This window comes from Pyxidicoccus sp. MSG2 (assembly GCF_026626705.1).
Lineage (GTDB): Bacteria > Myxococcota > Myxococcia > Myxococcales > Myxococcaceae > Myxococcus.
Map to the genome: position 1 here is coordinate 5,783,251 of NZ_JAPNKC010000001.1, position 24,854 is coordinate 5,808,104.

At 70.7% G+C, this 24,854-nt stretch carries 23 protein-coding genes; 11 read left to right on the forward strand and 12 right to left on the reverse strand.

The genetic code is table 11. The annotated features are described in order from the left end of the window. The first annotated feature begins 209 nt into the window (after positions 1–209). The 3 genes from OV427_RS22580 to OV427_RS22590 all read left to right on the forward strand — a co-directional run bounded on the left by OV427_RS22580 (position 210) and on the right by OV427_RS22590 (position 2,822). Positions 210–1,445: an AAA family ATPase gene (locus OV427_RS22580; protein WP_267858214.1), complete on the forward strand. Its 1,236-nt coding sequence runs from the start codon at positions 210–212 to the stop codon at positions 1,443–1,445. Between the two features lie 129 nt (positions 1,446–1,574). Further along, positions 1,575–2,402 carry an alpha/beta fold hydrolase gene (locus tag OV427_RS22585; protein ID WP_267858215.1) on the forward strand — a complete coding sequence of 276 codons (828 nt, stop codon included), beginning with the start codon at positions 1,575–1,577 and terminating at the stop codon, positions 2,400–2,402. Positions 2,403–2,537: 135 nt separating this feature from the next. Beyond that, the gene (locus tag OV427_RS22590) at positions 2,538–2,822 is read left to right on the forward strand and encodes a DUF427 domain-containing protein (RefSeq protein WP_267858216.1); all 285 of its coding nucleotides are present in this window, start codon (positions 2,538–2,540) and stop codon (positions 2,820–2,822) included. A gap of 4 nt (positions 2,823–2,826) precedes the next feature. Here the strand turns inward: OV427_RS22590 and OV427_RS22595 are convergent, their stop codons facing one another. The 4 genes from OV427_RS22595 to OV427_RS22610 are packed head-to-tail and all read right to left on the reverse strand — an operon-like array spanning position 2,827 to position 10,316. Then, entirely contained in the window at positions 2,827–5,721 is a 2,895-nt protein-coding gene (locus OV427_RS22595) for a HEAT repeat domain-containing protein (protein ID WP_267858217.1), read from the reverse strand. Beyond that, a complete protein-coding gene (locus OV427_RS22600) occupies positions 5,714–6,925 on the reverse strand; it encodes a VWA domain-containing protein (protein WP_267858218.1) in 1,212 nt (403 codons plus the stop codon). Before OV427_RS22600 ends, OV427_RS22595 begins: the two co-directional genes overlap by 8 nt. After that, entirely contained in the window at positions 6,922–9,231 is a 2,310-nt protein-coding gene (locus OV427_RS22605; protein WP_267858219.1) for a DUF5682 family protein, read from the reverse strand. Before OV427_RS22605 ends, OV427_RS22600 begins: the two co-directional genes overlap by 4 nt. Then, a complete protein-coding gene (locus tag OV427_RS22610; protein WP_267858220.1) occupies positions 9,231–10,316 on the reverse strand; it encodes an ATP-binding protein in 1,086 nt (361 codons plus the stop codon). The genes OV427_RS22605 and OV427_RS22610 overlap by 1 nt, the downstream gene beginning before the upstream one ends. 191 nt (positions 10,317–10,507) lie before the next feature. On the opposite strand from OV427_RS22610, the gene OV427_RS22615 reads away from it, so the two are divergent. Further along, positions 10,508–11,359, forward strand: a complete 852-nt coding sequence (locus OV427_RS22615) for a hypothetical protein (protein WP_267863465.1) — start codon at positions 10,508–10,510, stop codon at positions 11,357–11,359. 47 nt (positions 11,360–11,406) lie between these two features. Further along, positions 11,407–11,928, forward strand: a complete 522-nt coding sequence (locus OV427_RS22620; protein WP_267858221.1) for a GNAT family N-acetyltransferase — start codon at positions 11,407–11,409, stop codon at positions 11,926–11,928. A 13-nt stretch (positions 11,929–11,941) separates the two neighbouring features. Here OV427_RS22620 and OV427_RS22625 read toward each other — a convergent pair whose 3' ends face one another. Beyond that, entirely contained in the window at positions 11,942–12,292 is a 351-nt protein-coding gene (locus OV427_RS22625; RefSeq protein WP_267858222.1) for a DUF3088 domain-containing protein, read from the reverse strand. A gap of 60 nt (positions 12,293–12,352) precedes the next feature. Beyond that, positions 12,353–13,036, reverse strand: coding sequence for an alpha/beta fold hydrolase (locus tag OV427_RS22630; RefSeq protein ID WP_267858223.1), 684 nt, complete (start codon positions 13,034–13,036; stop codon positions 12,353–12,355). Between the two features lie 170 nt (positions 13,037–13,206). Between OV427_RS22630 and OV427_RS22635 the strand changes: the two genes are divergently transcribed. Next, positions 13,207–15,159, forward strand: coding sequence for a DUF4185 domain-containing protein (locus OV427_RS22635; RefSeq protein ID WP_267858224.1), 1,953 nt, complete (start codon positions 13,207–13,209; stop codon positions 15,157–15,159). Positions 15,160–15,161: 2 nt separating this feature from the next. On the opposite strand, the gene OV427_RS22640 is transcribed toward OV427_RS22635, so the two are convergent. Continuing rightward, the gene (locus OV427_RS22640) at positions 15,162–17,393 is read right to left on the reverse strand and encodes a hypothetical protein (RefSeq protein WP_267858225.1); all 2,232 of its coding nucleotides are present in this window, start codon (positions 17,391–17,393) and stop codon (positions 15,162–15,164) included. Continuing rightward, positions 17,390–18,148 (reverse strand): hypothetical protein, encoded by a 759-nt coding sequence (locus tag OV427_RS22645; protein ID WP_267858226.1) that lies wholly within the window; start codon positions 18,146–18,148, stop codon positions 17,390–17,392. The genes OV427_RS22640 and OV427_RS22645 overlap by 4 nt, the downstream gene beginning before the upstream one ends. A gap of 268 nt (positions 18,149–18,416) precedes the next feature. Between OV427_RS22645 and OV427_RS22650 the strand changes: the two genes are divergently transcribed. Next, positions 18,417–19,025 (forward strand): DUF6891 domain-containing protein, encoded by a 609-nt coding sequence (locus tag OV427_RS22650; protein ID WP_267858227.1) that lies wholly within the window; start codon positions 18,417–18,419, stop codon positions 19,023–19,025. Between the two features lies 1 nt (position 19,026). Here OV427_RS22650 and OV427_RS22655 read toward each other — a convergent pair whose 3' ends face one another. Next, positions 19,027–19,356, reverse strand: coding sequence for a winged helix-turn-helix transcriptional regulator (locus tag OV427_RS22655; RefSeq protein WP_240360112.1), 330 nt, complete (start codon positions 19,354–19,356; stop codon positions 19,027–19,029). 86 nt (positions 19,357–19,442) lie between these two features. Here OV427_RS22655 and OV427_RS22660 point away from each other — a divergent pair, with 86 nt between their 5' ends. Then, entirely contained in the window at positions 19,443–19,997 is a 555-nt protein-coding gene (locus tag OV427_RS22660; protein ID WP_267858228.1) for a carboxymuconolactone decarboxylase family protein, read from the forward strand. Between the two features lie 3 nt (positions 19,998–20,000). On the opposite strand, the gene OV427_RS22665 is transcribed toward OV427_RS22660, so the two are convergent. Further along, positions 20,001–20,792, reverse strand: a complete 792-nt coding sequence (locus tag OV427_RS22665; RefSeq protein ID WP_267858229.1) for an ABC transporter ATP-binding protein — start codon at positions 20,790–20,792, stop codon at positions 20,001–20,003. 294 nt (positions 20,793–21,086) lie between these two features. On the opposite strand from OV427_RS22665, the gene OV427_RS22670 reads away from it, so the two are divergent. After that, the gene (locus OV427_RS22670) at positions 21,087–22,100 is read left to right on the forward strand and encodes an ABC transporter ATP-binding protein (protein WP_324289981.1); all 1,014 of its coding nucleotides are present in this window, start codon (positions 21,087–21,089) and stop codon (positions 22,098–22,100) included. Positions 22,101–22,106: 6 nt separating this feature from the next. Here the strand turns inward: OV427_RS22670 and OV427_RS22675 are convergent, their stop codons facing one another. Next, a complete protein-coding gene (locus OV427_RS22675; RefSeq protein ID WP_267858230.1) occupies positions 22,107–22,613 on the reverse strand; it encodes an aminoacyl-tRNA deacylase in 507 nt (168 codons plus the stop codon). 19 nt (positions 22,614–22,632) lie between these two features. Then, positions 22,633–22,830 (reverse strand): hypothetical protein, encoded by a 198-nt coding sequence (locus tag OV427_RS22680; RefSeq protein WP_267858231.1) that lies wholly within the window; start codon positions 22,828–22,830, stop codon positions 22,633–22,635. 234 nt (positions 22,831–23,064) lie between these two features. Here OV427_RS22680 and OV427_RS22685 point away from each other — a divergent pair, with 234 nt between their 5' ends. Together OV427_RS22685 and OV427_RS22690 are read left to right on the forward strand one after the other, a co-directional pair. Next, positions 23,065–23,391, forward strand: coding sequence for a DUF2171 domain-containing protein (locus tag OV427_RS22685; protein WP_267858232.1), 327 nt, complete (start codon positions 23,065–23,067; stop codon positions 23,389–23,391). A 172-nt stretch (positions 23,392–23,563) separates the two neighbouring features. Further along, positions 23,564–24,814 carry a Kelch repeat-containing protein gene (locus tag OV427_RS22690; RefSeq protein WP_267858233.1) on the forward strand — a complete coding sequence of 417 codons (1,251 nt, stop codon included), beginning with the start codon at positions 23,564–23,566 and terminating at the stop codon, positions 24,812–24,814. The last annotated feature ends 40 nt before the right edge of the window (positions 24,815–24,854 follow it).

The window sequence follows — 24,854 nt, forward strand, 5'->3', positions numbered from 1 at the left end:
GCTTTAGTTCTCACAAAATTAAAAGTTCAGTCAAACTGTATAAGTGTAACTCACTTGCATCTATGGAACCTGAGTGATTCCGGTTATTTACGTTCGTATTAATTGACTCCCAGTCAATTCCTGTTTTCGCGGTGTGAGGGCAGGCGGGCGTGGCGGGTGGGCCTTCCCCGGGTTGACGCTGGCGGCAGGCGAGAGGAGCCTCCGGGCCGATGCTCAAGCTCCAGTGGCTCCAGGTCCACCAGTTCCGCTCCGTGCAGCCCGGGACGCGGCTGTCGTTCAGCCCGTCCCTCAACGTGCTCCTGGGAGAGAACGGCACCGGGAAGACGATGCTGCTGGAGCTGGTCGCGGCCGTCGCCAGCTCCGACTTCAGCGCCCTCAAGGCCGAGTCGTTCGACCTCGAATACGAGCTGACCTCCGACACCGGCCGCATCACCGTGCGCGTGCGCAACGAGGCGGGGGAGGGCGGCACCGGGCTCGTCATGGACCTGGTCGTCGCGCCGGGGGACATGGCGTGGCCGCTCGTCATCCACCGCGAGGGACAGCAGGTCACCGTCTCCCGCCAGGACGACACCTCGGACGTCGTCCACGAGCGCATTGCCCCCGAGGTGGGTGGGCGGCTGTGGCTCGTCCTCATGTCCGGCGGCATCGCCTGGGTGGAGAAGACGGGCGAGGGCGCCGCCGCCGTGGAGCCGCTGCTCGCCATGGCCCGCGAGGTGTCCGCCCAGGCTGGCCTGGGCCGCTTCGACGAGGGGCTCGGCTACTTCGACCAGCTGTACCAGGTGGAGCTGCGCCTCTCGCGCCGCGCGGAAGGGGTGCTCGCCACCGGCACCGGCCTCGCGTCGGAGGACCTGCTGGACGGGCTGCGCAAGGTGGCCGCCGCGCAGTGGGGCTCCGCCCGGTATGTGCTCCCCGCCGAGAGCATCCCCTTCCTCCGCGACGCCGCGCGGCTGCTCGGCTTCGTCTCCGCGGAGGCGCTCCTGGCCCCGCTGGAGTCCCAGCCCCAGGGCCGGTACGAGACGCTGTCGCTTGGCCACCTGGAGCTGGTCTTCACCGGGCCGGGTGGGAAGCGCGTCTCCGCGCGGGAGCTGGGCTACGGCCAGAAGCGCTTCGTGGCCTTCCTGCACTACCTGGCCCATGCGCGCGCCGTGGTGGTGGCCGACGAGCTGGCCCACGCCCTCCATCCCCGGCAGCTCCGCGCGGGCCTCGAGCAGCTCGGTGCCCGGCAGGCCTTCCTCACCAGCCAGAGCCCGCTCCTGCTCGACAGCCTCAAGTTCGACTCGGCCGAGCACGTGCGTGGCACCTTCGTACGTTGCCGCCGCGAGGACGGCACTGGCGTGCTCGTCTGGGAGGACCTGTCCCCCGATGCCGCCGAGGACTTCTTCACCGCGTACCGCGCCGCCTCCCAGCGCGTGGGCGAGCTGCTCCAGGCCCGCGGGCTCTGGTAGCGCCGGCAGGCGCGGGGCTCTGGTAGCGCCGCCAGGCGCGTCCGTCGCCCGGATGACGTCCCGTGCCACTTCGGGTGGCACGTCGCGTCACGGACTGGCCTATCCTTCCGGGTGGGGAGGGAACCGCCAATGCCGATGCTGTCCGTCAATGGAACCGAGCTCCACTACGAGGACACAGGGGGCTCCGGGCCGCCCATCATCTTCAGCCATGGGCTGCTGTGGAGCACCCGGCTGTATGACCCGCAGGTGGACGCGCTGCGAGGCCGCTACCGCTGCATCGCGTATGACCACCGGGGGCAGGGCCGCAGCGCGGTGCCGCCGGAGAGCGTCATCGACATGGAGACGCTGTACCTGGATGCGATTGGCCTCATCGAGAAGCTCGGCGTGAAGCCGTGCCACTTCGTGGGCCTGTCCATGGGGGGCTTCATCGGCATGCGGCTGGCGGCGCGCAGGCCGGACCTGCTGCGCTCGCTGGTGCTGCTGGAGACGTCCGCCGACCCCGAGCCCCTGGCCAACGTGCCGCGCTACACGCTGCTCAACCTCATCGCCCGGCTCGCGGGCGTGCGGCCGGTGGCGGACCCGGTGATGCGCATCATGTTCGGCAAGGGCTTCCTGAGCGACCCGAACCGCGCCGAGGAGCGGGCCCTGTGGCGTGCGCGGCTGCTGGAGAACCGCAAGGACGTCTGGCGCGCCGTCAACGGCGTCATCAAGCGCCGCGCCGTGAGCGCCGAGCTTCCCAGCATCAAGGTGCCCACGCTCGTCGTCGTGGGCGAGGAGGACGTGGCCACCGTCCCCGCGAAGGCCGAGCGCCTCCACCAGCTCATCCCCGGCTCGCGCCTGGTGCGGCTGCCGCGCGGGGGACACTCCGTCACCGTGGAGGAGCCCGCGCTCGTCAACGCCACCCTGGGCACCTTCCTCGACGCGCAGTCCGAGCAGTCCGCGGCGCAGGCGGGCTGAGCCGGAGCATGCGGTGCACACGGCCACGCGGGCCGTGGAGCACCTGACAGGACGCGCGGCGGGCGTGCTTCCGTGAGTGCGCCCCCGCGCGTTCGCCGTTATGCCGCACCTTCGAGCCTTGGAAGGAGGGTCGTCATGCCAGTGGCGAAGTGGAACGGGGTGGTGATTGCGGAGAGCCCGCGCTGCGAGAAGGTGGAAGGCAACTGCTACTTCCCGGTCGAGGCCATCCGCCGCGAGTACTTCCGCACGAGCGACACGCACACCGTCTGCCCGTGGAAGGGGACGGCGAGCTACTACGACGTCGTCGTCGACGGGCAGGTGAACAAGGACGCGGCCTGGTACTACCCGGAGCCGAAGGCCGCCGCGTCCAACATCACCGGCCACGTGGCCTTCTGGCGCGGAGTCACGGTGGAGGGCTGAGCGCCTAAGTCTTCACCCCCAGCAGCTTCTTCGCCGTGCGGGACAGCGCCTTGTCCGCGGCCACCTCGGGCACGCCCAGCATCACCTGGGCCACGTGCTTCCCGGCGCCGTGCGCGTTCTCCGCCGCGAGCTTGAGGTACACCGCGCACCGGGAGAGGAACTCCGGGTGCTCGCGCGAGGCCCTCATCCGCTGGAGCAGCTCCTCCGCCAGCGCGTCGCCGGGGAACTTCTCGAACAGGTTGCGCAGCGCCTGGCGCTCCACCGCCTCCGGGCGGATTTCCGCCAGCCGCACAGCGGGCCCGAGCATGGCGAGGCCGAACGTCTTCAGCGACTCGGACACCACGCCCGGCTTCCAGCCGTCCACGAAGGCCGCCAGCAACGTCTCCGCCCCGCGCACGTCGCCCAGCACGCCGAGGGCATACGTCGCCGTCTTCGCCTCCTCGTCGTCCCCGCCGCGCGCCTCCACGCTGGCGACGAAGCGCTCCAGCACCTCCGCGTCCCCCAGCCACGCCAGGGCCATGGCCGCGCGGTTGCGCACCTCGCGTGCCGGGTCTCCGTACAGCACCTGCCGCAGCACCGGCCACGCCACCGTCAGCCCCACGCCCTCGAGCTGGTCCACCGCCCCCCGGCGGGCCTCCTTCGTCGGCTCCGTCAGCGCCCGCTGCGTATACGCGTGGATGCGCTCACGGCGCGTCTTCAGCAGCGTCGCCACGGCCTCCGGGCCCGCCTCGCGCGCCCGCACGTCTTCCAGCACCTCACGCGCGAACAGCCGCAGGCCCGCGTCGTGCCCCTTGCGCGTGAGCGCATCCAGGAGCTGCCGCGCTTCAGTGCCGCCCAGCATTCCCAGCACGCGAATCGCCGTGCGGCGCACCATGCGGCTGTGGTGCTCGGCCAGGGCCGTCTTCGCCACTGCCAGCGCCTTGTCCCGCGAGCCCTGCGCCACCGCGCGCGCCACGAAGGCACTGGCCGCGCCGTCGCTCCAGGCCGGGTACAGCTCACCCAGCAGCGCGTCCGGCTTCATGCTCGCGTAGAAGTGCGCCGCGTGGGCCGCCGCCTCGTAGCGCGTCAGCTCGCGGCGCGCCCGCTTCAGCAGCGCCTCGCCTGGAGGCAGCGGCACCTCGGGCCTGCGCACGTGGATGCTCGGGTGCGTGGGCACCGGCTGCAGCGCGCCGCCGTCCACCTGCACCGCGCCCGCCAGCCGCACCAGGGCGATGCCGAGCACCTGATACACCTTGATGAAGTCGTCCAGCCGCTCCCCCGCGTCGGGCCTTCCGGCCAGCGTCTCCAGCAGCGCCCCCGGCTTCTCCAGCCCCAGCTCCCGCAGCCGCGCCACCAGCGGCTCCACCGCGCGCGTGGACAGCGCGGGCAACCCGTTGGCGAACTTCTCCGCCAGCTCGTCCCGCACCTCCGCCAGGGCAATGGCCGCGCGCGACGCGCCCGCCGCCCGCGCCGCGTCCGACCACCCGCTCCGGGGCACCGCCACCGGCGCCGCCGCCGGCTTCGAGCCACCCCGACGGCGCGACGTGAAGGCCTCTCCCTCCAGCCGTCCCAGGCCGCGCAACTCCAGCCCCTCCGGCGTCTCCACCACCACCGCGAGGGGGAACAGCGTGGGCAGCGCCGCCTCCAGGCCCACGTCTCCCAGCACCACCTTCAGCTTCGCGCCCTCCAGCGCCGCGGCCAGGGGTTCCTCCAGCGCCGCGTCCCCCGGGAGGAACAGGCCCCGGTCCCCGGAGTCCACCAACTGCGAGCGCTGTCCGCTGGCCAGCAGCGTCTCCACCCGGAGCGTCACCGGCAGCAGGTCCGGCGCGAAGACGTCCTTGCGGTGCTCCTGGAAGGCCGCCAGCGCGGCGCCCACGTCCGGCAGCGCCACCTCCACCAGCCGCCGCAGCGCAGCGCCGTCCAGCGGCAGCTTCCGCGCCTCATCGTCCAAATCCAGCCGGTGCGGCGCGAAGCCCGGGTACTGGCCGCCCTTCGCCCCTTCCAGCACCAGCCCCGCGTGGCTCTTCTTCGGCTCCACGCTCTTGAGGAACGCGGGGAGAATCTGCTTCTCCGCGTAGTGCTTCCCGGAAGCGAGGTCCACGAAGCGGCTCTCGCGCACGAGGAAGTTGTCCGGCGTGGTGCGCGTGGTGAAGGCGTACTCCACCAGCGTCAGTCCCTCCACCGGTGCGCGGTCCTTCTTCGTCCACGTCTTGCCAATCAGCTCCTCGACGTAGCGGTCCTCCAGTGTCTCGCCGCCCAGGTGCTTCTCCACCTTGCGCACGGTGAGCAGCATGTCCGCCACCAGGTCCGCGTACACCGGCGCCTCGAAGGTGCCCGTGCGCGCCACCGCGAGGTCCAGCAGCCCCGCCACCTCCACCGTGCGCGCCGCCAGCCGGCGCAGGCCATTGGCCCGCAGCACCTCTCCGAGCTGGCGCACCTGCTCCGGCCGGTCCGCGCCCAGCGACACCACGCCCGACAGGCCCAGCTCCCGCACCAGCGTGGACACTTGCGCCACGCCTGCCTTCATCAGGTCCGCCGCCTCGGCCTTGCCCTTCTTGACGCTCTTCTTCTTCGTGCCGTCCGAGCCGCCCGCGGGCGCCGCGTCCGTGGTGACGAAGGCCTCCGGCGCGCGGGCCCACGCCACCAGCAGCGCCGCCGCGTGTTTGCAGAAGGGCCGCGAGCGCGCCGCCATGCACGAGCAGCGTCCCTTCACCTCGCGCCCGTCGCCGAACACCAGCGACACCTTGTACGGCGAAGCCCCCGAGCCCAGCGCGTCCGCGAAGAGCCGGTTCTCATACCGGGACAGATTGGAGAGCTGCTTGCCGTCGAAGAGCTGCGCGCCCTTCGCCAGCTCCGCCCGGTCGCTGATGATTTCCGTCAGCCCTCCGAGTCCCCCCGTCAGCTTCCGCACCTCAGCCATGGCGCGACTCCTTGTCGGCCGACACGAGCGGCCCCAAATCCTGGTTGCGCATCACCCGCTCCACCACGTCCACCAGCTTGCGCGGCGTGCAGCCGAAGCACGGAATCCCCAGCGCGGTGAGCTTCTCCGCCATCGCATGGTCATACGAGGGCTTGCCCCCGTCCGACAGCGCCAGCAGGCACAGCACCTTCGCCCGCGAGTCCACGAGCTGCCGCAGCCGGGCCACCAATTCCTCGGCGTTGCCGCCCTCGTACAGGTCCGTAATCAGGATGAAGAGCGTCTTCTCCGGCCGCTGCACGTGGTTGGCCTGTGCGTACGCCACCGCGCGGTTGATGTCCGTGCCACCGCCGAGCTGCGCCGTGAAGAGCACCTCCACCGGGTCCGCCAGCATGGGCGTCATGTCCACCACCTCGGTGTCGAACAGGACGAGGCTGGTGCGCAGCACGTCCAGCGACGCGAAGATGGCCGCCATCACCGAGCTGTAGACGACGCTCTCCGCCATGGAGCCGGACTGGTCCACCACCAGCGTCACGTCCCACTCGTGGTGCCGCCGCTGGTTGGGCCAGAAGTAGAAGCGCTCCGGAATCAGCCGCTTGCGCTCCGCGTCCCAGCCCTTCAGGTTCTGCCGAATCGTGCGCTTCCAGTCCATGTTGCGCGCAATCGGCAGCGGGCTCGTCCTGTCCCGCTTCAGCGCTCCGAACACGGCCGTGCGGACGGACGCCTCCAGCTTCCTACGCAGGTCATCGACGACTTCGCGGACGATTTGCCGGGCGATGTCCTTCGCCTGGTCCGGAATCAGCCCGCGCGCGCTGACCAGCGTCGTCACGAGCTCCACGTTCTTGTCGAGGAAGGGCAGCGTCTCCGGCTCGAAGAGGAGCTGCGTCAGCCCCTTCTTCTCAATCGCATCCTTCTGGACGAGCGCAATCACGTCGTCGCGGAAGAAGCCTCGCAGCGCGCCCAGCCACTTGGGGATGTACGGCCGTGAGCCCGACGCGCTCGCGCTCTTCTCGCCGTAGACGAAGGAGAGCGCGTCATCCAGTTCCTCCAGGTCGGACTCGCCGACGCCCACCGCGCCCGCGCCGCCGGCCAGTCCTCGCAGCGACGGGCACGAGCCCGTTTTCTCCGCCGCCGGGCCCAGCGCCAACCGCCAGCGCAGCAGCGCATCCCGGTCCTTCTCCGACAGGTCCTTGGGGTCCACGCTCATAGCAGGTCGTCCAGGTCATCGAGCGCCTTGCCCAGCTCCGCGCTCATGTCCTTGAGCTTCTCCTTGTCCTTCTCTTCGAGGACGCCCTTCACCGCCTGCCCCTTCGTCCCGAGCTGCCGCAGCGCCACCACGTTCTCCATCAGGTAGCGGCGCTCCGTGGGACCCAGCGCGCCCAGTGCTCTTCTCAATACCGGTAGGGTCTGACGGAAGCGCTCGGGCTCCACGCTGGTGAGGAAGTCGTCCAGCGCTTTCACCACCTCGCGGCTCTTCACCAGCACCAGCGCATTCACGTGGAGGAAGCCCTCCAGGTATGCCGCGCCCGCCTCCGGCTCCACCGCCAGCGACAGCCGCCGCCCCACCTCCAGCGCCACATCCGACTCGGCCAGTTCCTGCGCGAGGTACAGCAGCCCCGTGGCAAGCCCCGACGTCGACGGATGCACGGCGTGGCTCTCCATCAGCCCGCGCGCCTCCGCCAACCAACCGGCCTTGTCCGCGCGAGGCTGCGCCAGCGCCACCTCGTGCAGCGTGCGCAGCGCCTCCAGCACCGGGCCCACCGCGTCCGGCGCGCAGGCACTGGCCTCGCGCACGCGCAGCAGCGCGCGGCCGAAGGTCTTCTCGCACAGCACCGCCACCGCCTCGTCGCCCACGTCGGCGTGCGCCCGGGACGTGCCGTACGCCACCAGTCCGGACAGGGCTCGCGCGGCGGAGGCGAGCGACGGCAAATCGGAGTCCGTGGCCGCGTGCGCATCACAGGCCCGCAGGGCCGCCGCCACCGTCTGCGAGCAGCCGGTAATCACAGACTCCAGCAACACGTTCGCCGCGTCGGCGGTGGACTTCGCCTCGGTCAGGCGCTCCTGGAGGATGCGTGTCGTCACCGCCTCCAGCGTGTCGCCGAGGACGATCTTCTCTATCAGCGCCACGTCCGTGGACGGCGTCCACTGCGCCTGCCAGGACTCGCGCACGCGGGTGAGCGCGGAGTAGCCCCCGGCCTCCTGCGGCGGTGCACCTCGCTGCTGCCCCGCGCCCTGGAGCGCCGCGTATGGAATCCCCGCCACGCGCAGCCGGTGCAGGAAGACGGAGGAGCCCACCTCCACGTCGTTGTTCAGCCGCAGGGAGAACGTCTCCGGACTGTCCGAGCGCGGCAGGCGGCGCGCGTCCACCTCGCGCCAGAACTCCGCCTGGAGCGAGTTCTGCCCGATGCGGCTCGCCACCCGGCCCACCTGGTGGCCGATGACGCTCTTCCACAGGAAGCCGTCCACGTGCGTCGCGTCCCCGCGGCACAGCGTGGCCACCGTGGCCTCGCGCAATTCGTCCAGGCCCGGAGCGCTCTTCTCCCGCATGTCCGCCAGCGTCAGCGCCAGCCGGTACGCCTCCAGCACGTCCGACAGCGACGCGGTGAAGCCTCGCGTGCGCAGGTGCCCCGCGAAGTCGATGAGCACCTCCAGCGTCGCGCGCCGGAAGTCGCACTTCGCCTCGTGGGCCTTCTGGTAGAAGTGCGGCGCCCGGTTGCCCGCGCCATACCCGAGCTGCTCCGCCAGCCGGGGGAAGCTGTACGGAATCACCGTCACCGCGCAGGGCACGCCCTTGGGCAGCTTCGCCTCCAGCGCCTCGTCCACGTCGCCCGCGATGAAGGCCGCCACGTGCGCGGCGCCCGCCACCACCGCCACCTTCTCCGGCGGCACACCGCTGGCCACCACCTCCAGCACCTTGCGCGCCATGAAGGCGTCGCGCCAGCGGTGGTAGTCATTCCTCGGGCCCGCGTTCAACACGTCCGCCCAGGCCAGCAGCACCGGCCGGAAGCCCTCGGGCGTCCAGTCCGGCGCCTCGAACATCGCCTCCCACAGCTCCTCGAAGGAACGGTAGCCGCGCTCCTTGGCGAAGCGCTCCGAGATGGGCTCCTCGGGCTCGTGGGTGACGGCCGTGGCGGCGGACTCCGTCTCGACGCCGGGCTCCTCGGCGTCCTCGCGGTCCACTTCCAGGCTGACGCCGACGGGGATGTCGATGAACTCCGCGCGGGCCTTGTTCGACTTCGCCCAGCGCAGCGCCGCGTACTCGGGCGAGTACTCCGCGAAGGGCCACAGCGCCGAGCGCGGCGTGCCGTCCGTCCGGTAGCCCAGAATCGCCACCGGCGGCTTCGTCGCCTCGTCGCACAGCACGTCCACGAGGCCCGTCGCGTCGCACGGGCCTTCCACCAGGATGACTTCCGGCCGGACACGCGCCAACCATTTGCCAAGCACCGCCGTGGTGCGCGGCGAGTGGTGGCGCACCGGGAACAGGTGCACCTTGGAGAGCAGGGCGAGGTCCATCAGCCCCTCAAGAGCTTCTTGCTCGCGGTGTACAGCTCCTTCCACGCGCCCGTGCGGCTCTTGGCCACCGTCTCCATGTACTCGCGCAGGGCCTTCACGTCGTCCTCCTGCTCCTTCACCACCGCGCCCACCAGCGACGCCGCCAGCTCGTGCGGCGTCACCTTCCCGCCGCCGAACTGCTCCGCGAGGATGGAGCTGTTGAACAGCACGCTGATGGCCTCCGCCGTGGACAGCACCGCGCCCGGCGTGCGCACCTTCGTCTTCCCGTCCTTCGTCACGCCCTTGCGCAATTCCTGGAAGAGCGTCAGCAACAGCCGCGACAGCTCCTCCGGCGGCGGCACGCCGACCTGGTAGTCATTGCGCAGCTCGGCCTCGCGCCTGGTGACGATTTGAATCTCCTGCTCCAGGTCCTCCACCACCGGCACGGTGACGAAGTTGAAGCGGCGCTTGAGCGCGGCGCTCATCTCGTTCACCCCGCGGTCTCTCGTGTTCGCGGTGGCGATGAGGTTGAAGCCCCGCTGCGCGCTCACCACGTCGCCCAGCTCCGGAATGGAGACCTGCTTCTCCGAGAGGATGGAGATGAGCGCGTCCTGAATCTCCGGCGACGTGCGCGTCACCTCCTCGAAGCGGGCGAACTTGCCCGCCTTCATCGCGCGCAACACGGGGGAGGGGACCAGCGCCTCCGGTGACGGGCCCTGCGCCAGCAGCAGCGCGTAGTTCCACGAGTACTTGAGGTGGTCCTCGCTGGTGCCCGCCGTGCCCTGGACGATGAGGGCCGAGGTGCCGCTGACGGCCGCGGAGAGGTGCTCGGACAGCCAGCTCTTCGCGGTACCGGGCTCGCCCACCAGCATCAGCGCGCGGTCGGAGGCGAGCGTGGCGATGCACACCTGGATGAGGCCCTTGTCACCGACGTACTTGGGCGTAATCGGCACGCCTCCGACGGGCTTGGGGCTCCCGAGGATGTACATCTCCACCGCGCGCGGCGAGAGCGACCAACCCGGTGGGCGGGGCTTGTCGTCGTGGGCGGCGAGGGCTTCGAGCTCGGTCTTGTACTTCGCTTCGGCGGGCAGGCGGATGTCCGGCATGCAGGGAACGCTATCCGCCCGGTCTGACACACGGCAATCCGTGGAGTGGCCTCGCGGGTGGGATGAAAGACAACCCTGGAGGTGACGTCACGCGTCTGTCTCCAGCGCTGTCAGGCCCTCGGGATTCGCGGCGTCAACGGCTGCCCCGCCGCAGGATGTGAACCCCGTCGAAGGAGGTCTTCTTGGCCCTCGTGATGGCGATGTTCTACGTGCTCCGTCCCACGCAGGCGCTTCTCCAGTGGTTGGAAGAGCAGCAGATTCCCTGGTGGGTGTGGTCGGTCCAGCCCCGTGTCTGGAGCCAGATGGGAGAGGACGACCATGTCTACCCGGGCCAGGAGGAGAACGCCCAGACCTTTCTCAAGCTCGCCATCCTCGCCCACTTCCAGTGGGAGCTGGAGTGCGCCATTCGGTCTGGCATGACGGAGCCGGTGGACTACTACGCGGTGACGCGGCGGGTGCTCACGGGGCTGCTCGGCCCACCGCCGCTGACCGTGGAGGTCTTCGACCGCTGGTGGTCCCTGGAGCGCGCCGACGGAATGAACAGCGTCGAGTCCACCCTGGCCCACACGCCCGTCGCCACGCTGCGCAAGGTGCGCGGCCCGGAGAAAGTCAGTCCCGCGGTGATGGCCCATTCATGCACCAGGAGGTGCAACCGCCCAGTGGGGGAATGGTGGAGGGACGCCATCGAAGAGCGCGAGGAGCACCTGCCCTGCCTCCAACTCGCCGTGACGTGGATTCTGGCACGCCTCGCGGAGATGACGCCGCACAGGACCTGTGCCATCCGGACGCAGGCCCTTTCGCTTGATGCGCCCGTCGAGGAGGTACTCCACGTGTCGGGCTGGACGCTGCAAGGCCGCCCCTACATGCTGCACGAGGGCATCAGGCTCAGACTCCATGAATACGACCGGTACTCCAATGCGTGGATCTTCACGTACCAGGTGGTCGAGGGAGAGCGCCGGCCCGTGTCGAAGGGCACCGCATCCCTCCAGCTCGAGAAGAAAGAGGACGGCTGGACGGTCCGCTCCGGCACCCTGGAGCCTTGAAGAATTGCCTGTGGCGCGCGGGTCCGCGTCTGCGCAGATTACCGGCCATGATTCGGACCTATCCACGCACGGTGACGACCGAGCGGCTGCTGCTCCGCCCCTTCCGCGAGAGCGAAGTGGAGGTCATCCTCGCCCTCCACGGGGACCCGGAGACCAACCGGTTCAACCCCAGCGGGCCCATGCGCACCCTGGACGACGCGCGAGAGCGGCTGGCGCTGTGGCTGGGCGACTGGTCCCAGCAGGGCGTGGGGTACTGGGCGGTGGAGCGGCTCGAAGCCCCTGGCGTCGTCGTGGGCGTCGGCGGCGTGCGCCACAAGGAGCTCGAGGGACAGACGGTGCTGAACCTCGCCTACCGCTTCGCTCCCGAGGCGTGGGGCACGGGGTATGCGACGGAGGTGTCCCGCGTCGCGCTGGAGCAGGCGCGCAAGCACATCCCCGAGGTCCCCTTGGTGGCCATCATCAACCAGGTGAATGCGCCGTCCATCCGCGTGGCGGAGCGGCTCGGGATGCGGCTGGACAGGGTTATCGACTACCTCGGCGTCCCGAGCCGCGTGTACATGCCCGGGTGAGCCTCACCGCGCCTCACGGGTGCGGCGAGGCGATGCCGAAGCGCGCGGAGAGCCATCGGGCGATGGCCGCCTTGCCGGAGATGAACCGCCGCCCCTCGTGGGTGCCCGTCGCGCAGCCGTGGTCGTTCGAGCCCTCGCCGAGCACCAGCAGCGGGAGCCACTGGTTGTGCTCGCCCACCAGCTCCACCACCGCGGTGCGGGGCCGGGGCCAGGGGATGCGGCGCACGTCCAGCGCGCTCGCGGCCTGCGGGTAGTAGTTCAGCACTCCCTCCAGTTGTGCGCAGTGCTCGCAGTAGAAGCGCTGGCCGGGGTATGCCGGGTCCTCGAAGCCGGGAGACAACAGAAACAAGGTGTCGGATGGCATGGTCACCGAGCTAAGCCTCGTTCAGTCCGGGAGCCAGGGCAAATCGACCACGGGCGCCCCTCAATGAACAGCGAGCAGGCGCCGCACCGCCGCCGCGATGGCATCCGGACGATCTCTGGGAATGTGATGGCCCGTCCGCTCGACGACCTCGACTTCGCCGGGCGCACCTCCGGTGACGAGCTTGATTTGCGAGGCCAGGTTCTCCTCCCAGCCCGGCTCGCCGCGGTGGTCCGCGACGAGCGCGAGAACCGGCACGCCGTGTGGAAGCTCCACGGACGTGGCATCTCGGAAGCTGCGGACCCAGTCGATGTGCTGCCGCTCCGACACCGGAGCGGCCTGCGCCGGGTCGAACAGGTCCTCATGCACGGAGTCCACGAAGACGGCGCCGGCCAGTGCGTCGGGCTCGGTGGCCGAGGCCACGCGCACCACGAGCCCGCCATACGAGTGCCCCACGAGCACCCAGCGCTTTGCCTGTCCCTTCAGTGCGTCGAGCAGCAGCCGCGTGTCGCTGCCAGCGGTGCGAGGCCCCGAGTGCGGTGGCTCCCACGCGCACGTCCGCACATCCGGGTCCAGGGCCGCGCGCACCGCGTCCCAGTCCGCCGCGCCCCGCGATGCGCCCGCGATGAAGACCACCGCGGGCTCCCCCGCGTTGCGACAGTCGAGGTGCCCCACGTCGGTGGCGGGCGCTGGACGGACGGTGGAGCAAGCGGAGAGCAGGAGCAGGGCGGGGAGGAATCGGCGCATCGGATGAGTCTATGGGTTCATTCCCGCCCGTCTGTGAACGGACAGCTCGCGCCTTCGCGCGCTGTGCCCGGAGGGGGCTCCCGATGTTGATTCTGGTATGTCTCGGAAGACATGGATTCCTGTTCTGGACTCCAGTTTGAACCGACATGCCCGAGAGGCGGACCCGAGCGATGAGACGCACGACGCGCTGGAAGTGGACCCTGCTGCTGCTCGCCTTCACGGGGAGCGCCCACGCGGTGACGCCGACGGGCGTGACGAAGGTGTCGCGCGTCACCGGGGCGACGCCGGCCGGGGAGTCCATTCCGAATCCCAACCAGACGCACACCAACTACGAGGTGTACGGGACGGACCTCGGCATCATCTGGGACAAGGGCGGCGGTGAGGTCTTCCTGGTGTTCGGCGACACGTTCGGCGTGGGGTGGTGCGGCAACGGCGGCTGTGGCGGCGGCTGGCGCAGCAACGTGCTGGCCCGTTCCTCCGATACGACGCTGTCGAACGGACTCACGTTCACCACGATGATTCAGGACGCCACCCGGCACGCGAAGGAAATCCTGCCGTCGAAGAAGGTGAACAACGACGAGATGACGGTCATCCCCACGGCCGGCGTCACCGTGGGCTCGCGGCACTACCTCCACTACATGTCCGTGAACCACTGGGGCGAGGCGGGCCTCTGGTACACGAACTACTCGGGCATCGCGTACTCGGACGACAACGGGCAGAACTGGGTGAAGCACCCGAGCGCGCGATGGCAGAACAACGCCTCCTGGACGAACAACTTCCAGATGGCCGCCTTCGTGAAGAATGGCGGGTTCGTCTACATGTACGCGACGCCGAACGGGCGCCGCGGCAACGTGCACCTGGCGCGGGTTCCCGAGGGCTCGCTGCTGGATATCAACGCGTATCGCTACTGGGATGGGAATGGCTGGTCCGCGTCCCAGGCCGCGGCGCGGCCCGTCGCCATCGGCATCGCGAGTGAGCTGTCCGTCTCGTACAACGCGGCGCTCGGCCGGTTCCTGATGACGTACCTGAACGAGCATCGGCAGGCCATCGTCCTTCGTGACGCCGGCACGCCCACGGGGCCGTGGAGCGGGGAGAAGGTGCTCGCCAGTGGCAGTGCGTTCCCCGGGCTCTACAACGCGTTCATCCACCCGTGGGGGAGCACCGCCAACGAGCTGTACTTCGTCATGTCCCAGTGGACGCCGTACAACACGTTCCTGATGCGGGCGACGCTGACGGGTGACTCGGAAGGGGACAACCTGCTCTCCGAGCCCGGCTTCGAGACGCAGGCGGCGACGCCGGTGATGGCGCCCTGGTGGGTGGAGGGCGGTGGTGGCGTGGACCGCAACCTGGGCGGCGCGCGGACGGGACAGGACAACGGCTTCGTGCGCGCCAGCAGCGGCTGGAATGTGCTGAAGCAGGGTGTCGTGGTGCAGCCGTATACGGACTACACGCTGCGGGGCTGGGTGCGCACGTCCGCGAACAACACGGAGGCGTACTTCGGAGCGAGGGGACCGGGCAACGGGCCCATCCTGGGCGAGCGGCCCTTCGGCTCGCTGCCGGGGTACACGGAGCAGGTCGTGAGCTTCAACTCCGGAGCGAACTCCGTGGTGGAGGTGTACAGCGGACTGTGGGCGAACGGGGACACGTGGCTCCAGCTCGATGACGTGAGCCTGCGCAAGGGGGCCAACCTCGTCGGCCACGCGGGCTTCGAGCAGCAGCCGTCCGCGAGCGCGACGTCACCCTGGTACGCCGAGGGCAATGCGGGCATCGACCGGGGCCTGGGGTACTCCCGGACGGGGGCGAACAACGCGTGGGCGCGGAACACGGACGGGTGGAATGCCATCAAGCAGGAGGTCGGCGTGACGCCGAATACGAGCTACACGCTCACTGGCTGGGTGAAGACGGCCGGGGCGCACACCGAAGGCTATTTCGGTGCGCGCATGCTGCGTGGTGGCCCCATCCTGAACGAGGTCCAGTTCGCGCAGCCGCTGGGCAGCTACACGCAGCTGACGGTGACGTTCAACTCCGGAGCGAACCACAGCGTGGAGCTGTTCGCGGGGATGTGGGGCCACGGCACGGACACCTGGATTCAGGTGGATGACGTGAGCCTGACGCGGAACTGAGGTCAGTACACGCGGGTGGCCTTCTTCGCCCAGGGGCTCTTCTTGTAGTGCTCGTGCAGGTAGCGGAAGGCCTCCTTGGCTTCCGCCGTGCCCTGGCGGCAGCCGCGCCGGCTGGCCCTCACGACGCGGAAGAGCGCCTTGGGCGAGCGCGGGTCCTCGGGATGCGCCTTCGCCCAGTCGAGCGCCACGCGCGCGAAGTACGGCACCGAGTCCCCCGCGTCGATGAGCGCCTTCCACTCGGCGGCGGAGGTCTTCTGCTCCGCCTCGCTCGCGAAGGGGAAGGGTTGCACGGGCTCGCCCGCCTTGGGCGCGCACCACCAGTTCGTTCCGGACACGTCCAGCGTCAGGTCGAACTTCGGGTCGTCCGTCGCCAGCCGGGACACCCAGGGCCCCAGCCGCGCCGACACCGCGGGCAGCCCCATGAGCAACATCTGCGCCTCGAACCGACGCTCCTCGGGCGTCGGCTTTCCGTCGATGGCGAGCAACTCCGCCTTCGCCGCGGGCTCCTTCGCGGCGAGCGACTTCGCCGTGGCCCGCATCGTCTCGTCGTCGCCCACCACGGTGGCGCGGGCGAAGGCCGTCCAGCCCACCCACCGGTGCAGGGCCGGGGACAGGGCGTCGCTCGCGGCCAGTTCGGCCATCCGACGCGTCGTCAGCCGGGGCTCCAGGATGGGGAGGACCTCCTCACCGAAGGACACCGGCCGCGCATCGGGCGGCATGTCCACCGCGTCGCTGAAGCTCTCCATGGACTGGATGCCGGCGAGCCGCCGCGTCGAGTTGCGGAACAGCTCCTCCCAGCTCCGCGCCGTCGCGAAGCGCTCCTCGCGCAGCAGGTTGTCGGTGGACACCTGCTCCCTCGTCAGCTCCAGCGGCACCGTCGCGAGCCGCGCCTGTGCCCCCTTCACGTCCCCCCGCTCGCGCAGCAGGTGCGCGGAGCGGTACGCCAGCGTCACCCCGGCCGGTGAGGCGACAGGCACCTTCGCCGCGTCCGCAAGCAGCGCCGCCAGTCCCGCGGAGTCCGGCCGCGCCTTGAGCAGCGCGGTGACGAGCCACGGCACGTGCGCCGACTTCTTCCAGCGGGCCACGGCCGTGTCGTACGCCTGGAGGCGCGCGTCCTCCTCCGACTGTCCGGGCTTCGTGATTCCCCGCGTGGCGACGAGCCACTCGGACAGCTCCGCCGCGGGAGCGGGGAGCCCCGTGCAGCGCTCCGCCTGCCAGCCCACCAGGTCCAGGTCGCCCAGCTCCGCGCCGAGCGACGAGCCCGTGCCCGGCTGGAGCACGCGCGAGAGCAGCTCGCAGCCCCAGGTGTCCGGCCGCAGGCGCACGCGCACCAGGCTCTGCAGGCGCCGCGCGGGCCCGTGCACCTGCGCCCACTTCGGCGTGGCCAGGACCTTGTCGATGACCTTGTCCGCTTCGGTGAGCCGCGCGACGAACTCGGGGTCCGTGGCCGGGTCACCGAGGAAGGAAGCTTCCTTCCGCCCGAAGAGCGCCTGGCGCACGCGGCTGCGCGCCACGAGGTACGCACCGAGCGCCTGGTACGGCGAGTCCGCCGACTGGGAGATGCCCTGGAAGGCCTCGGCCGCCCCGTCGTAGTTGCCGCAGTAGAAGGAGGCGGCGGCTTCCTGGTAGGCGTGCTCGGCGGTGCGGCGGGCCTTCTGCGCGGGCTTCAGGCCCTCGTCGAGCTTCGGCTCCAACTCCTGCACCACGCCGCACGCACTGAAGACGGCGTCCTGGTTGCTCACCCACTCTTCCACCAGCGACGGGTGCTCCTTCCACTCGCGCGCGAGCGTGCGCGCGGTGTCCGCGGCCTTCAGGAAGGCATCGCCCTGGATGCGCGCGTACTGGGCATAGTCGGTCTCCCCCACGGCGTGCGGCGCGGAGGGCGGTAGCGCGGGAGCCACCTCCGCCCGGACGGCGAGCCAGAGCTTCAGCTCCTCCTCCGTGCCGGGAAGCGACACGTCGCCCTGCTTGCGCGACCACATGTCCACGAGGTGTCGCTGCTCGTCCGCCGTGGTGGGCACGCCCATCATCGAGCGGTACGCATAGGCGAGGTACATGTGCCGGTACGTCTCGCGCAGCACGCCCAGGCGCCCCGCGGCGAAGGACGTGAAGGGCCGGTCGGGATGGGTGCGGTGGACGTGGATGGGCGAGCCATCGTCGGTGGCACAGGCCTCCGCGGAGGACGGAGGCACGAGGAGCGCGAGGCCGAGCGCGGCCGGGAGCAGAATCTTCATGGCTTCATTCCCACCACCGCTCGCGCGAACGCATCGGGCGTCCACGGGCGGGGGCTGAAGAGGTAGAGGGTGGAGACGCCGGGAGGCACGGGCTGCCACTCGTCGAGCGCGAGGCCCACGCTTCCCTTGCACGGCAGTGGCAGCCCGCGCGCGAAGCGGGCGCGGAAGGCGGGGGCCTCGGCGCCCATGCGGAAGAGCTGGGGCACCACCTCGTCCACCGGCGCGCGCGTGAGCCAGCTTCCCGCAACGCACCAGGAGGCCAGCCCGGTGATGGACAGGGGCAGGGCCGGAGGCAGCAGCCGGCGCGTCTCCTGGAGCAGCGTGACGTAGGCGTCCTGCTCCGACTCGCGCGCGTCGAAGTCGAGCTGCAACGCCGTCACGTCGGGGCGGTGCGCGAGGGTGGCGAGGCGCTCGGCCAGGGCGCGAAGGCGCTCGGGGGAAAAGTCCGCGAGCGAGGCTCCCGGGTGCATCTCCAGGCGCACGGTGGCCTTCAGCGAGACTCCCGGTGGCAGGTGCAGCGGCTGGCGGCGCGGGTGCACGAGCACGTCCGTCCCGGTCAGCTCCAGCGTCGCCAGCAAGAAGGCCACGTCCACGGCCTGGCCCGCGAGGAAGCGGAGGTCCTCCGGCCGCTCCCAGGCCCAGAGGACGACGCGCGGGGGCTCGGCGGCGGGCGTGCAGGCCAGGAGGGTGCACAGCAGCAGCGCGGCCCGGTGGCCATGGCGTGGCGGGGCGGCCTCGGAGTCCTTCGGGCGCATGGCGGTTGTCGGGCCACATCCGTCGACGGCCCGGGCTGTTCGGCGCGGCAGGATGGCCTCGGGCGGTAGGGGATGCGCTGGGAACATTGAGTGGATGCCGGACGCCGGTGGCCCGGCGGCACGACGGCATTCTGCAATGCCAGCGCCAGGGATTCATCCCGGGGCGGGTCAGGGTGTCCTGGGGTATGCGCGCCCCGGTCTCGCGGTGCGGGTCCGGGCAGCGGCGTGGACGCGCCCGGACACGGGCGCCCGGAATAGAGTCCCGCGCATGAGCGACGATGATTCCCGGAAGCATCTGTTCGCCCGCGTCGAGTGTGCGGTGCGCGGCGGCTTCGAGGACGAGGAAGAGCTCCTCGAGAGCCTGGAGCAGTGGGTGGAGGACGAGCTGGGCGAGAGCAGCGGCGTGCTGACCGAGCAGTTGCAAGACCACGCCCGGAAGCTGCTCCAGGAGCAGCGCGTCCGGGAGGCGGGCTGGAGCGAGCCGACGCTGAATGATGCCATCGACAGCGCCTTCGACGAGCTGAACCAGCGTGGCATCGTCGCGCTGGAGAACGCGGGCTACACGATGTCCGACGGCTGGTCCGACGTGAATGAGGTCGCCAGCTACCAGGACACTCCGCCGCGCGGGGCCGTCTTCTACCACGGGCAGGATTTGGAGCGCGGCGTCGCGGGCCAGGGGCTGATGCTGGCCTTCGGCGCCTACGAGAACAACTCCGCGAAGCACGCGGCGGCGAGCCTCGCCATCGGCCGCGAGGTGTGTGAAGTGCTCGGGCGCCATGGGGTGAAGACGGAGTGGAACGGCTCCGTGGAGGAGCGCATCCAGATTCCCCCCTTCGAGTGGCGCAAGCGCCGGTGGAGCGAGCTGGCCCGGGCGTAGCTCAGCCGCGCTTCGCCCAACGCTCCGCCCAGTCCACGAGCGGGAGGAAGCGCTCCAGCAGCTCCCGTCCGAGCGGGGTGAGCACGTAGCCCTCGGCCTCGTCGAGCGTCACCAGGTCGCTGTCGCGCAGCTCCTTGAGACGCGTGTTGAGGACCGAGGGGCTCACGTCGCCGCAGGCCTCGCGCAGGGCGCGGAAGGTGAGGGCGTCCCCCCGCAGCTCCCAGACGATGCGCAGCGCCCACCGCCGGCCGAGCAGGTCCAGCAACACCATGACCGGCCGGCCGGTGCGGGAGCCTCGGGCGGCGGAGCCGGGTCTGGGCGTTCGTGCCACGGTGTCTCCCTTGCGCTACGGAAAGCGTAGCGTTAGAAGGTGGGTGCTACGGAATACGTAGCATCCCGAAGACGAGGAGGCGAGACATGAACGGGGCCCGAATCGCGCCCATGGAGCCGCCGTACTCCGAGGCCGTCACCGCCGCGCTCGCGCGAATCATGCCGGAGGGGGTGCCGCCCCTCGGGCTCTTCCGAACGCTGGCGAAGAACGAGAGGGTCTTCAGCCGGCTGATGGCGGGCGGGCTGCTGGACAAGGGCAGCGTGAGCCTGCGCGAGCGGGAGCTGGTCATCGACCGGACGTGCTGGCGCTGCGGCTCCGAGTACGAGTGGGGCGTCCACGTGGCCTTCTTTGGCGAGCGCGTGCGCCTGACGCCCGAGGAGGTCCACGGCCTGTGCACGGAGGACGTGGAGGCCACGCCGTTCAGCCCGCGCGAGCGGCTGCTGCTGCGGCTCTGCGACGCGCTGCACGCGAGCGCCACCGTGCCGGACGCGCTCTGGACGGAGCTGGCGCGCGAGTGGAGCGAGGCGCAGTTGTTGGAGTTGCTCGTGCTGGCGGGCTACTACCACGCCATCTCGTTCGTCACGAACGCGCTGCGCCTGCCGCTGGAGTCCTTCGCCGCGCGCTTCCCCGGCCCGCCGTGACGCTCAGGCCTGGGACTTGCTCTTCGCGCGGCGCTGCAGCCAGTTCTTGATGAAGGCCTTCACCTCGGGGTGCTGGGACTCGCGGAACTTGTCCGGGGGGCCGTATTCGACGATGAGGCCCTCGTGCATGAGGGCGAGGGCGTCGGCCATGCCGAAGGCGGACGCCACGTCCGGCGTAATCACCAGTGAGGTGGCGCCGAGCTGCTGCTTGCCGGTGAAGATGATTTCGTTGACGGCGGCGGTGGTGAGCGGGTCCAGACCGGCCGTGGGGTCGTCGTAGAGGAGGATTTTCGGCTGGAGGATGGTGGCGCGCGCGAAGCCCACGCGCTTCTGCATGCCGCCGGACAGCTCGCCCGGGAAGCGCGTGGTGGCGTGCGACAGGCCCACCTTGGCCAGCGTCTTGTCCACCGTCTCCTTGATTTCCGCCTCGGACATCTTCGTGCGCTCGCGCAGCGGGAACGCCACGTTGTCGTAGACGTTGAGCGAGTCGAAGAGGGCGTTGGCCTGGAAGAGGATGCCCTGCTTGCGGCGCATGTTGTTCAGCGCCGTCTCATCCATCTGCGCCAGGTCCTGGCCCTCCACCAGCACCGCGCCCTTGTCCGGCTTGAGCAGGCCCATGATGTGCTTCATCAGCACCGTCTTGCCCGAGCCGGATACGCCCATCAGCACGCAGGTGGTGCCCTCGGGGACGACGAGGCTGACGCCTCGCAGCGCCTCGGTGGCGCCGAAGGACTTGTGGATGTCCCTGACCTCGATGGCCGGGGGACGCGCCGGCTCGCCGCTCGTGTTGCTCATGGCGGCTCCACCATAGTGCGCGGGGCTTCCCTCCGCTGCCCCAATCCCTTCGTTCTCGGGAGGGCGTACCCCGGGTGCGCGGCGTCTCCGGCGGCTGTGTGGGGGATGCACTCCGGTGTCCGGGCGGCGTCCCCAGGCGTGTCTGTGGGGGGCGCGGGATGTCCGCGGGTGCACGGCGGCGTGACGGAGTGCTTGCCGTGCAGGCAGGGGAAGGGATGCTCCGAGCCATGCGGACGTCGATACGGTGTGACGCGCGGTGGGCCCGGGGTCCGGGCACCGGGGAGGTCTAGCCGCGTGGCAACGGTGACCCTGCAGGACGTGCGCAAGGTGTACCGGGGCGGAGTGGCCGCGGTGAAGGGCGTGACGCTGGACATCGCGGACGGCGAGTTCGTGTCGCTGGTGGGGCCGTCGGGCTGCGGCAAGTCCACGACGCTGAACCTCATCGCCGGGCTGGAGGAGCTGTCGGGCGGGACGCTGCGCATCGACGGCACGGTGGTGAATGGGATGTCGCCGCGCGAGCGCGACATCGCCATGGTGTTCCAGAGCTACGCGCTCTATCCGCACATGGACGTGGCGAAGAACCTGGCCTTTCCGCTGGAGGTGGCGGGGCTGGGGCGCGCGGACATCGACGCGCGGGTGCGCGAGGTGGCGGCGGTGCTGGGGTTGGAGGCGCTCCTGGCGCGGAGGCCGAAGGAGCTGTCGGGTGGGCAGCGGCAGCGCGTGGCGCTGGGGCGCGCGCTGGTGCGCAGGCCGAAGGTGTTCCTGTTCGACGAGCCGCTGTCCAACCTGGACGCGGCGCTGCGCGCGCAGATGCGTGGGGAAATCAAGAAGCTGCACGAGCAGCTCAAGGCGACGTTCATCTACGTCACGCATGACCAGGCCGAGGCGATGACGCTGTCGGACCGGGTGGTGGTGATGCACCAGGGCGAGGTGCACCAGGTGGCGCCGCCGCGAGAGCTGTATGACGCGCCGGCGAACCTGTTCGTGGCGGGCTTCTTCGGCTCGCCGCGAATCAACCTGGTGAAGCCGGGCACGCTGGGCCGGCCGGACGTGGACGTGGTGCTGGGCCTGCGCCCCGAGCACCTGGAGGTAGGGCAGGGCGCGGCGCCGGCAGGAGCGCTGGAGGGCCGCGTGTACCTGGTGGAGCCGATGGGCGCGGAGAGCTGGGTGACGGTGGAGGTGGCCGGCGAGCGCATGGTGGCGCGCGCGGCCGGAGACTTCCGTGCGCCCACCGGCAGTCCCGTGTGGCTGCGCTACGACGCGGCGAGGTTGCGACGGTTCGATGCGAAGTCGAGTCGGGCGATGTGAGCGGCGCTACGCGTGCAGCTCCGCCGGTGCGTACGCCAGCTCCCTCGGACGGTCCCTGACGATGTGCCCGAGCAGCGGCTCCTCCAGTTGGAGGAAGTCCTCGAAGCGCAGCTCGATGGCCTCCGTGTGCGAGCCCGCGCGGAACAACAGTCGCCCGGCGTGGCGCAGGTGCTCGTCCACCACCACGGGCAGGCCGTAGAGCTGGCCGAAGGGGGGCTCGGCGCCCGGCTCGCACTGCGGGAAGAGGTCGACGAATTCCGACTCCTCCGCCAGCCGCAGCCTGCGGACTCCGAGCATCTCCGCGACGCGGCCCAGGTCCACGGTGTCCGGCGCGCTCACCACACAGAGCCACAGCCGGTCCGACGCGTGGATGATGACCGTCTTCGCCACCTGGAAGCCCGTGACGTGCAGCGACGCCGCGAGTGACTGCGCGCGGAGGGCCCGGAAGTGCGACCGCCGCTCGAAGGGGACGCGGTGGCGCTGGAGATACTCGATGATGGAGTCCGGAATCATGCGAGCCGCTGCGCCGGACTCAGGCGTAGACCTGATTCCCTTCGAGCGTCATCTCCAGACGCCGTGTGAGCTGTTCCATCCGGTCGTACCGCTCTCGCAGCATGTCGCGATACGCGCGCTGGTCGGCATGGGCAATCTCGTCCAGGAGCACGCGCAGCGCCGAGTCCAGCGCCTGCTTCAGCTCGCGCGCCTCTACCGCGGACAGTTCCAACAGCATGAAGCACCTCCTGCGGCGAACGTTAGGCACCGACGCGAGTGCCGGCCCCGCGTGCCCGCACGGGGCCCACGTTGCCCGTCTGCCTGACGCCGCATCCCTCTCCGCTTCCTCGTTGGAGCAGTGGAGCGCTCCTCCGGCCGTCTCCCCCGACGGTGCCGCCCGCCGCGCGAGCCCTCACTGTTCTTCTCATGAGGGCCCGGAGGGTCCGGGTGCCACGAGCACGAGGAGGCCCAGATGGTTCAGGTCGGGGATGTGCGCGAGGGGATGACGGTGCGGACCGCGGACGGGCGCGTCGTGGGGCGTGTGGCCGCGATAGGAGACATCCACTTCGAGCTGGAGCAGGGGCTCGTGCCCATTCCGCGGCGCGACTACCTGGTGGAGTACGGCGACGTGGACTTCATCCGCGACCAGGACGTGTACCTGGCGAACGCGGACCACCCGCTGCTCACGCTCGAGGAGGACGACGACGGCAGTGCCCTGCCACCCCGCCACTGCCAGGGCATGGACGCCGAGCCCGTGAATGCCGCCTCCGACATGGAGGTGGAGCCCGTCCGGCACTGACTGATGCGCTGCGCCAGCGCCCCTGGCCCAGGCCCCCGTCACGAACCCGCTTTGCTGGAATTCCGACCCGCGGGGCGGTGTAAGCGTCGGGAATCACTCAGGTGGGATAGCCCAGAAATGTCAGACCGTCAGGCTAAACGAGTCCTCTTCGACCAGCCATCCGGGTGGGCTCATGCGACGGTTCTCGACATCCTGCGTTACCGCGGCGCTCTTCGCGCTGGTGTTCTCGTGCAGCTCTGATCCACGTGCCGAAGAGGGGCACGTGGACGCGGCCGCGCGGCCGCTGGCGTTGGCCACGCCGCGCAAGCTGCTGCCGTTCGTCTCGCTGGCGGATGGGCGGGTACTGGCCGTGGGAGGGCATGACGGCAATCGCACGCTCGCGAGCTGCGAGGTGTTCGAGCCGGGGTCGGGCCTGTGGCACGTGACGGGTTCCCTGCGCACGGCGCGGCGCAACCACGCGGCGGTGCGGCTGGCGGACGGGCGCGTGCTGGCGGTGGGCGGCACGCACGGCGCGGCGATGGGCGCGCTCGCGAGCGCCGAGGTGTACGACCCGGCCACGGGCGCGTGGACGGACACGGCATCGATGGCCGAGGCGCGCAATGACCCGGCGATGGTGCTGCTGCCGGACGGGCGCGTGCTGGTTGCGGGAGGCACGGACGTGGACCGGCGGCCGCTGCGCTCGGCGGAGCTGTACGACGCGGTGACGGGCACGTGGAGCGCGGCGGAGGCGTCCGGCTTCGCGCGCGGCGGTGCGCGGACGGCGGTGCTGCTGGCCAACGGCAAGGCGCTCTTCGCGAGCGGCCTGCAGGCGGAGCTGTACGACGCGGCGACGGGCCACTGGGAGAAGGCGGGGCCGGCGGGTGGCGCGGCGGGGACGCACCGGTTGGCGCACACGGTGACGCTGCTGCCGGACGGGCGCGTGCTGGTGGTGGGCGGCACGACGGCGCGCGCGGCGGGCACGGCGGAGGTGTACGCGCCGGACACGGGCGAGTGGACGCTGGTGGCGGCGCCGGCGGTGCCTCGCGAGCACCACGCGGCGGTGGTGACGGCGGACGGCGCGGTATGGGTGCTGGGTGGCGAGCACTACACGACGGGGGCACTCGCGTCGGTGGAGCGCTTCGAGCCAGCGACGGGGACGTGGGCGTCGGTGCCGGCGCTGGTGGAGCCGCGCGGGAAGCTGGCCGCGGTGGTGCTGCCGGACGGCGCGGTGCTGGTGATGGGCGGTGGAAACGAGGTGGAGGGGATGCTGTCCGTGAGCGAGCGGTACGTGCCGGGCGGATGCGTGCCGACGGTGTGCTCGGCGCGCGAGGGGATGTGCGGGCCGGTGGCGGATGGCTGTGGTGGGACGCTCGACTGCGGGCCGTGCGGCGCGGAGGTCTGCGGGGCGGGGGAGTGCCGCGCGGAGGGGTCGGGCGTGCCGTGAGCGGGCGGGCATGCGGCGCCGTGGATGACGGCGGCGCCGC

Excerpts from the sequence above, each read along its gene's own strand:
- OV427_RS22580 (WP_267858214.1), top strand. The coding sequence starts at position 210 with ATGCTCAAGCTCCAGTGGCTCCAGGTCCACCAGTTCCGCTCCGTGCAG.
- OV427_RS22585 (WP_267858215.1), top strand. The coding sequence starts at position 1,575 with ATGCCGATGCTGTCCGTCAATGGAACCGAGCTCCACTACGAGGACACA.
- OV427_RS22590 (WP_267858216.1), top strand. The coding sequence starts at position 2,538 with ATGCCAGTGGCGAAGTGGAACGGGGTGGTGATTGCGGAGAGCCCGCGC.
- OV427_RS22595 (WP_267858217.1), bottom strand. The coding sequence starts at position 5,721 with ATGGCTGAGGTGCGGAAGCTGACGGGGGGACTCGGAGGGCTGACGGAA.
- OV427_RS22600 (WP_267858218.1), bottom strand. The coding sequence starts at position 6,925 with ATGAGCGTGGACCCCAAGGACCTGTCGGAGAAGGACCGGGATGCGCTG.
- OV427_RS22605 (WP_267858219.1), bottom strand. The coding sequence starts at position 9,231 with ATGGACCTCGCCCTGCTCTCCAAGGTGCACCTGTTCCCGGTGCGCCAC.
- OV427_RS22610 (WP_267858220.1), bottom strand. The coding sequence starts at position 10,316 with ATGCCGGACATCCGCCTGCCCGCCGAAGCGAAGTACAAGACCGAGCTC.
- OV427_RS22620 (WP_267858221.1), top strand. The coding sequence starts at position 11,407 with ATGATTCGGACCTATCCACGCACGGTGACGACCGAGCGGCTGCTGCTC.
- OV427_RS22625 (WP_267858222.1), bottom strand. The coding sequence starts at position 12,292 with ATGCCATCCGACACCTTGTTTCTGTTGTCTCCCGGCTTCGAGGACCCG.
- OV427_RS22630 (WP_267858223.1), bottom strand. The coding sequence starts at position 13,036 with ATGCGCCGATTCCTCCCCGCCCTGCTCCTGCTCTCCGCTTGCTCCACC.
- OV427_RS22635 (WP_267858224.1), top strand. The coding sequence starts at position 13,207 with ATGAGACGCACGACGCGCTGGAAGTGGACCCTGCTGCTGCTCGCCTTC.
- OV427_RS22640 (WP_267858225.1), bottom strand. The coding sequence starts at position 17,393 with ATGAAGATTCTGCTCCCGGCCGCGCTCGGCCTCGCGCTCCTCGTGCCT.
- OV427_RS22645 (WP_267858226.1), bottom strand. The coding sequence starts at position 18,148 with ATGCGCCCGAAGGACTCCGAGGCCGCCCCGCCACGCCATGGCCACCGG.
- OV427_RS22650 (WP_267858227.1), top strand. The coding sequence starts at position 18,417 with ATGAGCGACGATGATTCCCGGAAGCATCTGTTCGCCCGCGTCGAGTGT.
- OV427_RS22660 (WP_267858228.1), top strand. The coding sequence starts at position 19,443 with ATGAACGGGGCCCGAATCGCGCCCATGGAGCCGCCGTACTCCGAGGCC.
- OV427_RS22665 (WP_267858229.1), bottom strand. The coding sequence starts at position 20,792 with ATGAGCAACACGAGCGGCGAGCCGGCGCGTCCCCCGGCCATCGAGGTC.
- OV427_RS22675 (WP_267858230.1), bottom strand. The coding sequence starts at position 22,613 with ATGATTCCGGACTCCATCATCGAGTATCTCCAGCGCCACCGCGTCCCC.
- OV427_RS22680 (WP_267858231.1), bottom strand. The coding sequence starts at position 22,830 with ATGCTGTTGGAACTGTCCGCGGTAGAGGCGCGCGAGCTGAAGCAGGCG.
- OV427_RS22685 (WP_267858232.1), top strand. The coding sequence starts at position 23,065 with ATGGTTCAGGTCGGGGATGTGCGCGAGGGGATGACGGTGCGGACCGCG.
- OV427_RS22690 (WP_267858233.1), top strand. The coding sequence starts at position 23,564 with ATGCGACGGTTCTCGACATCCTGCGTTACCGCGGCGCTCTTCGCGCTG.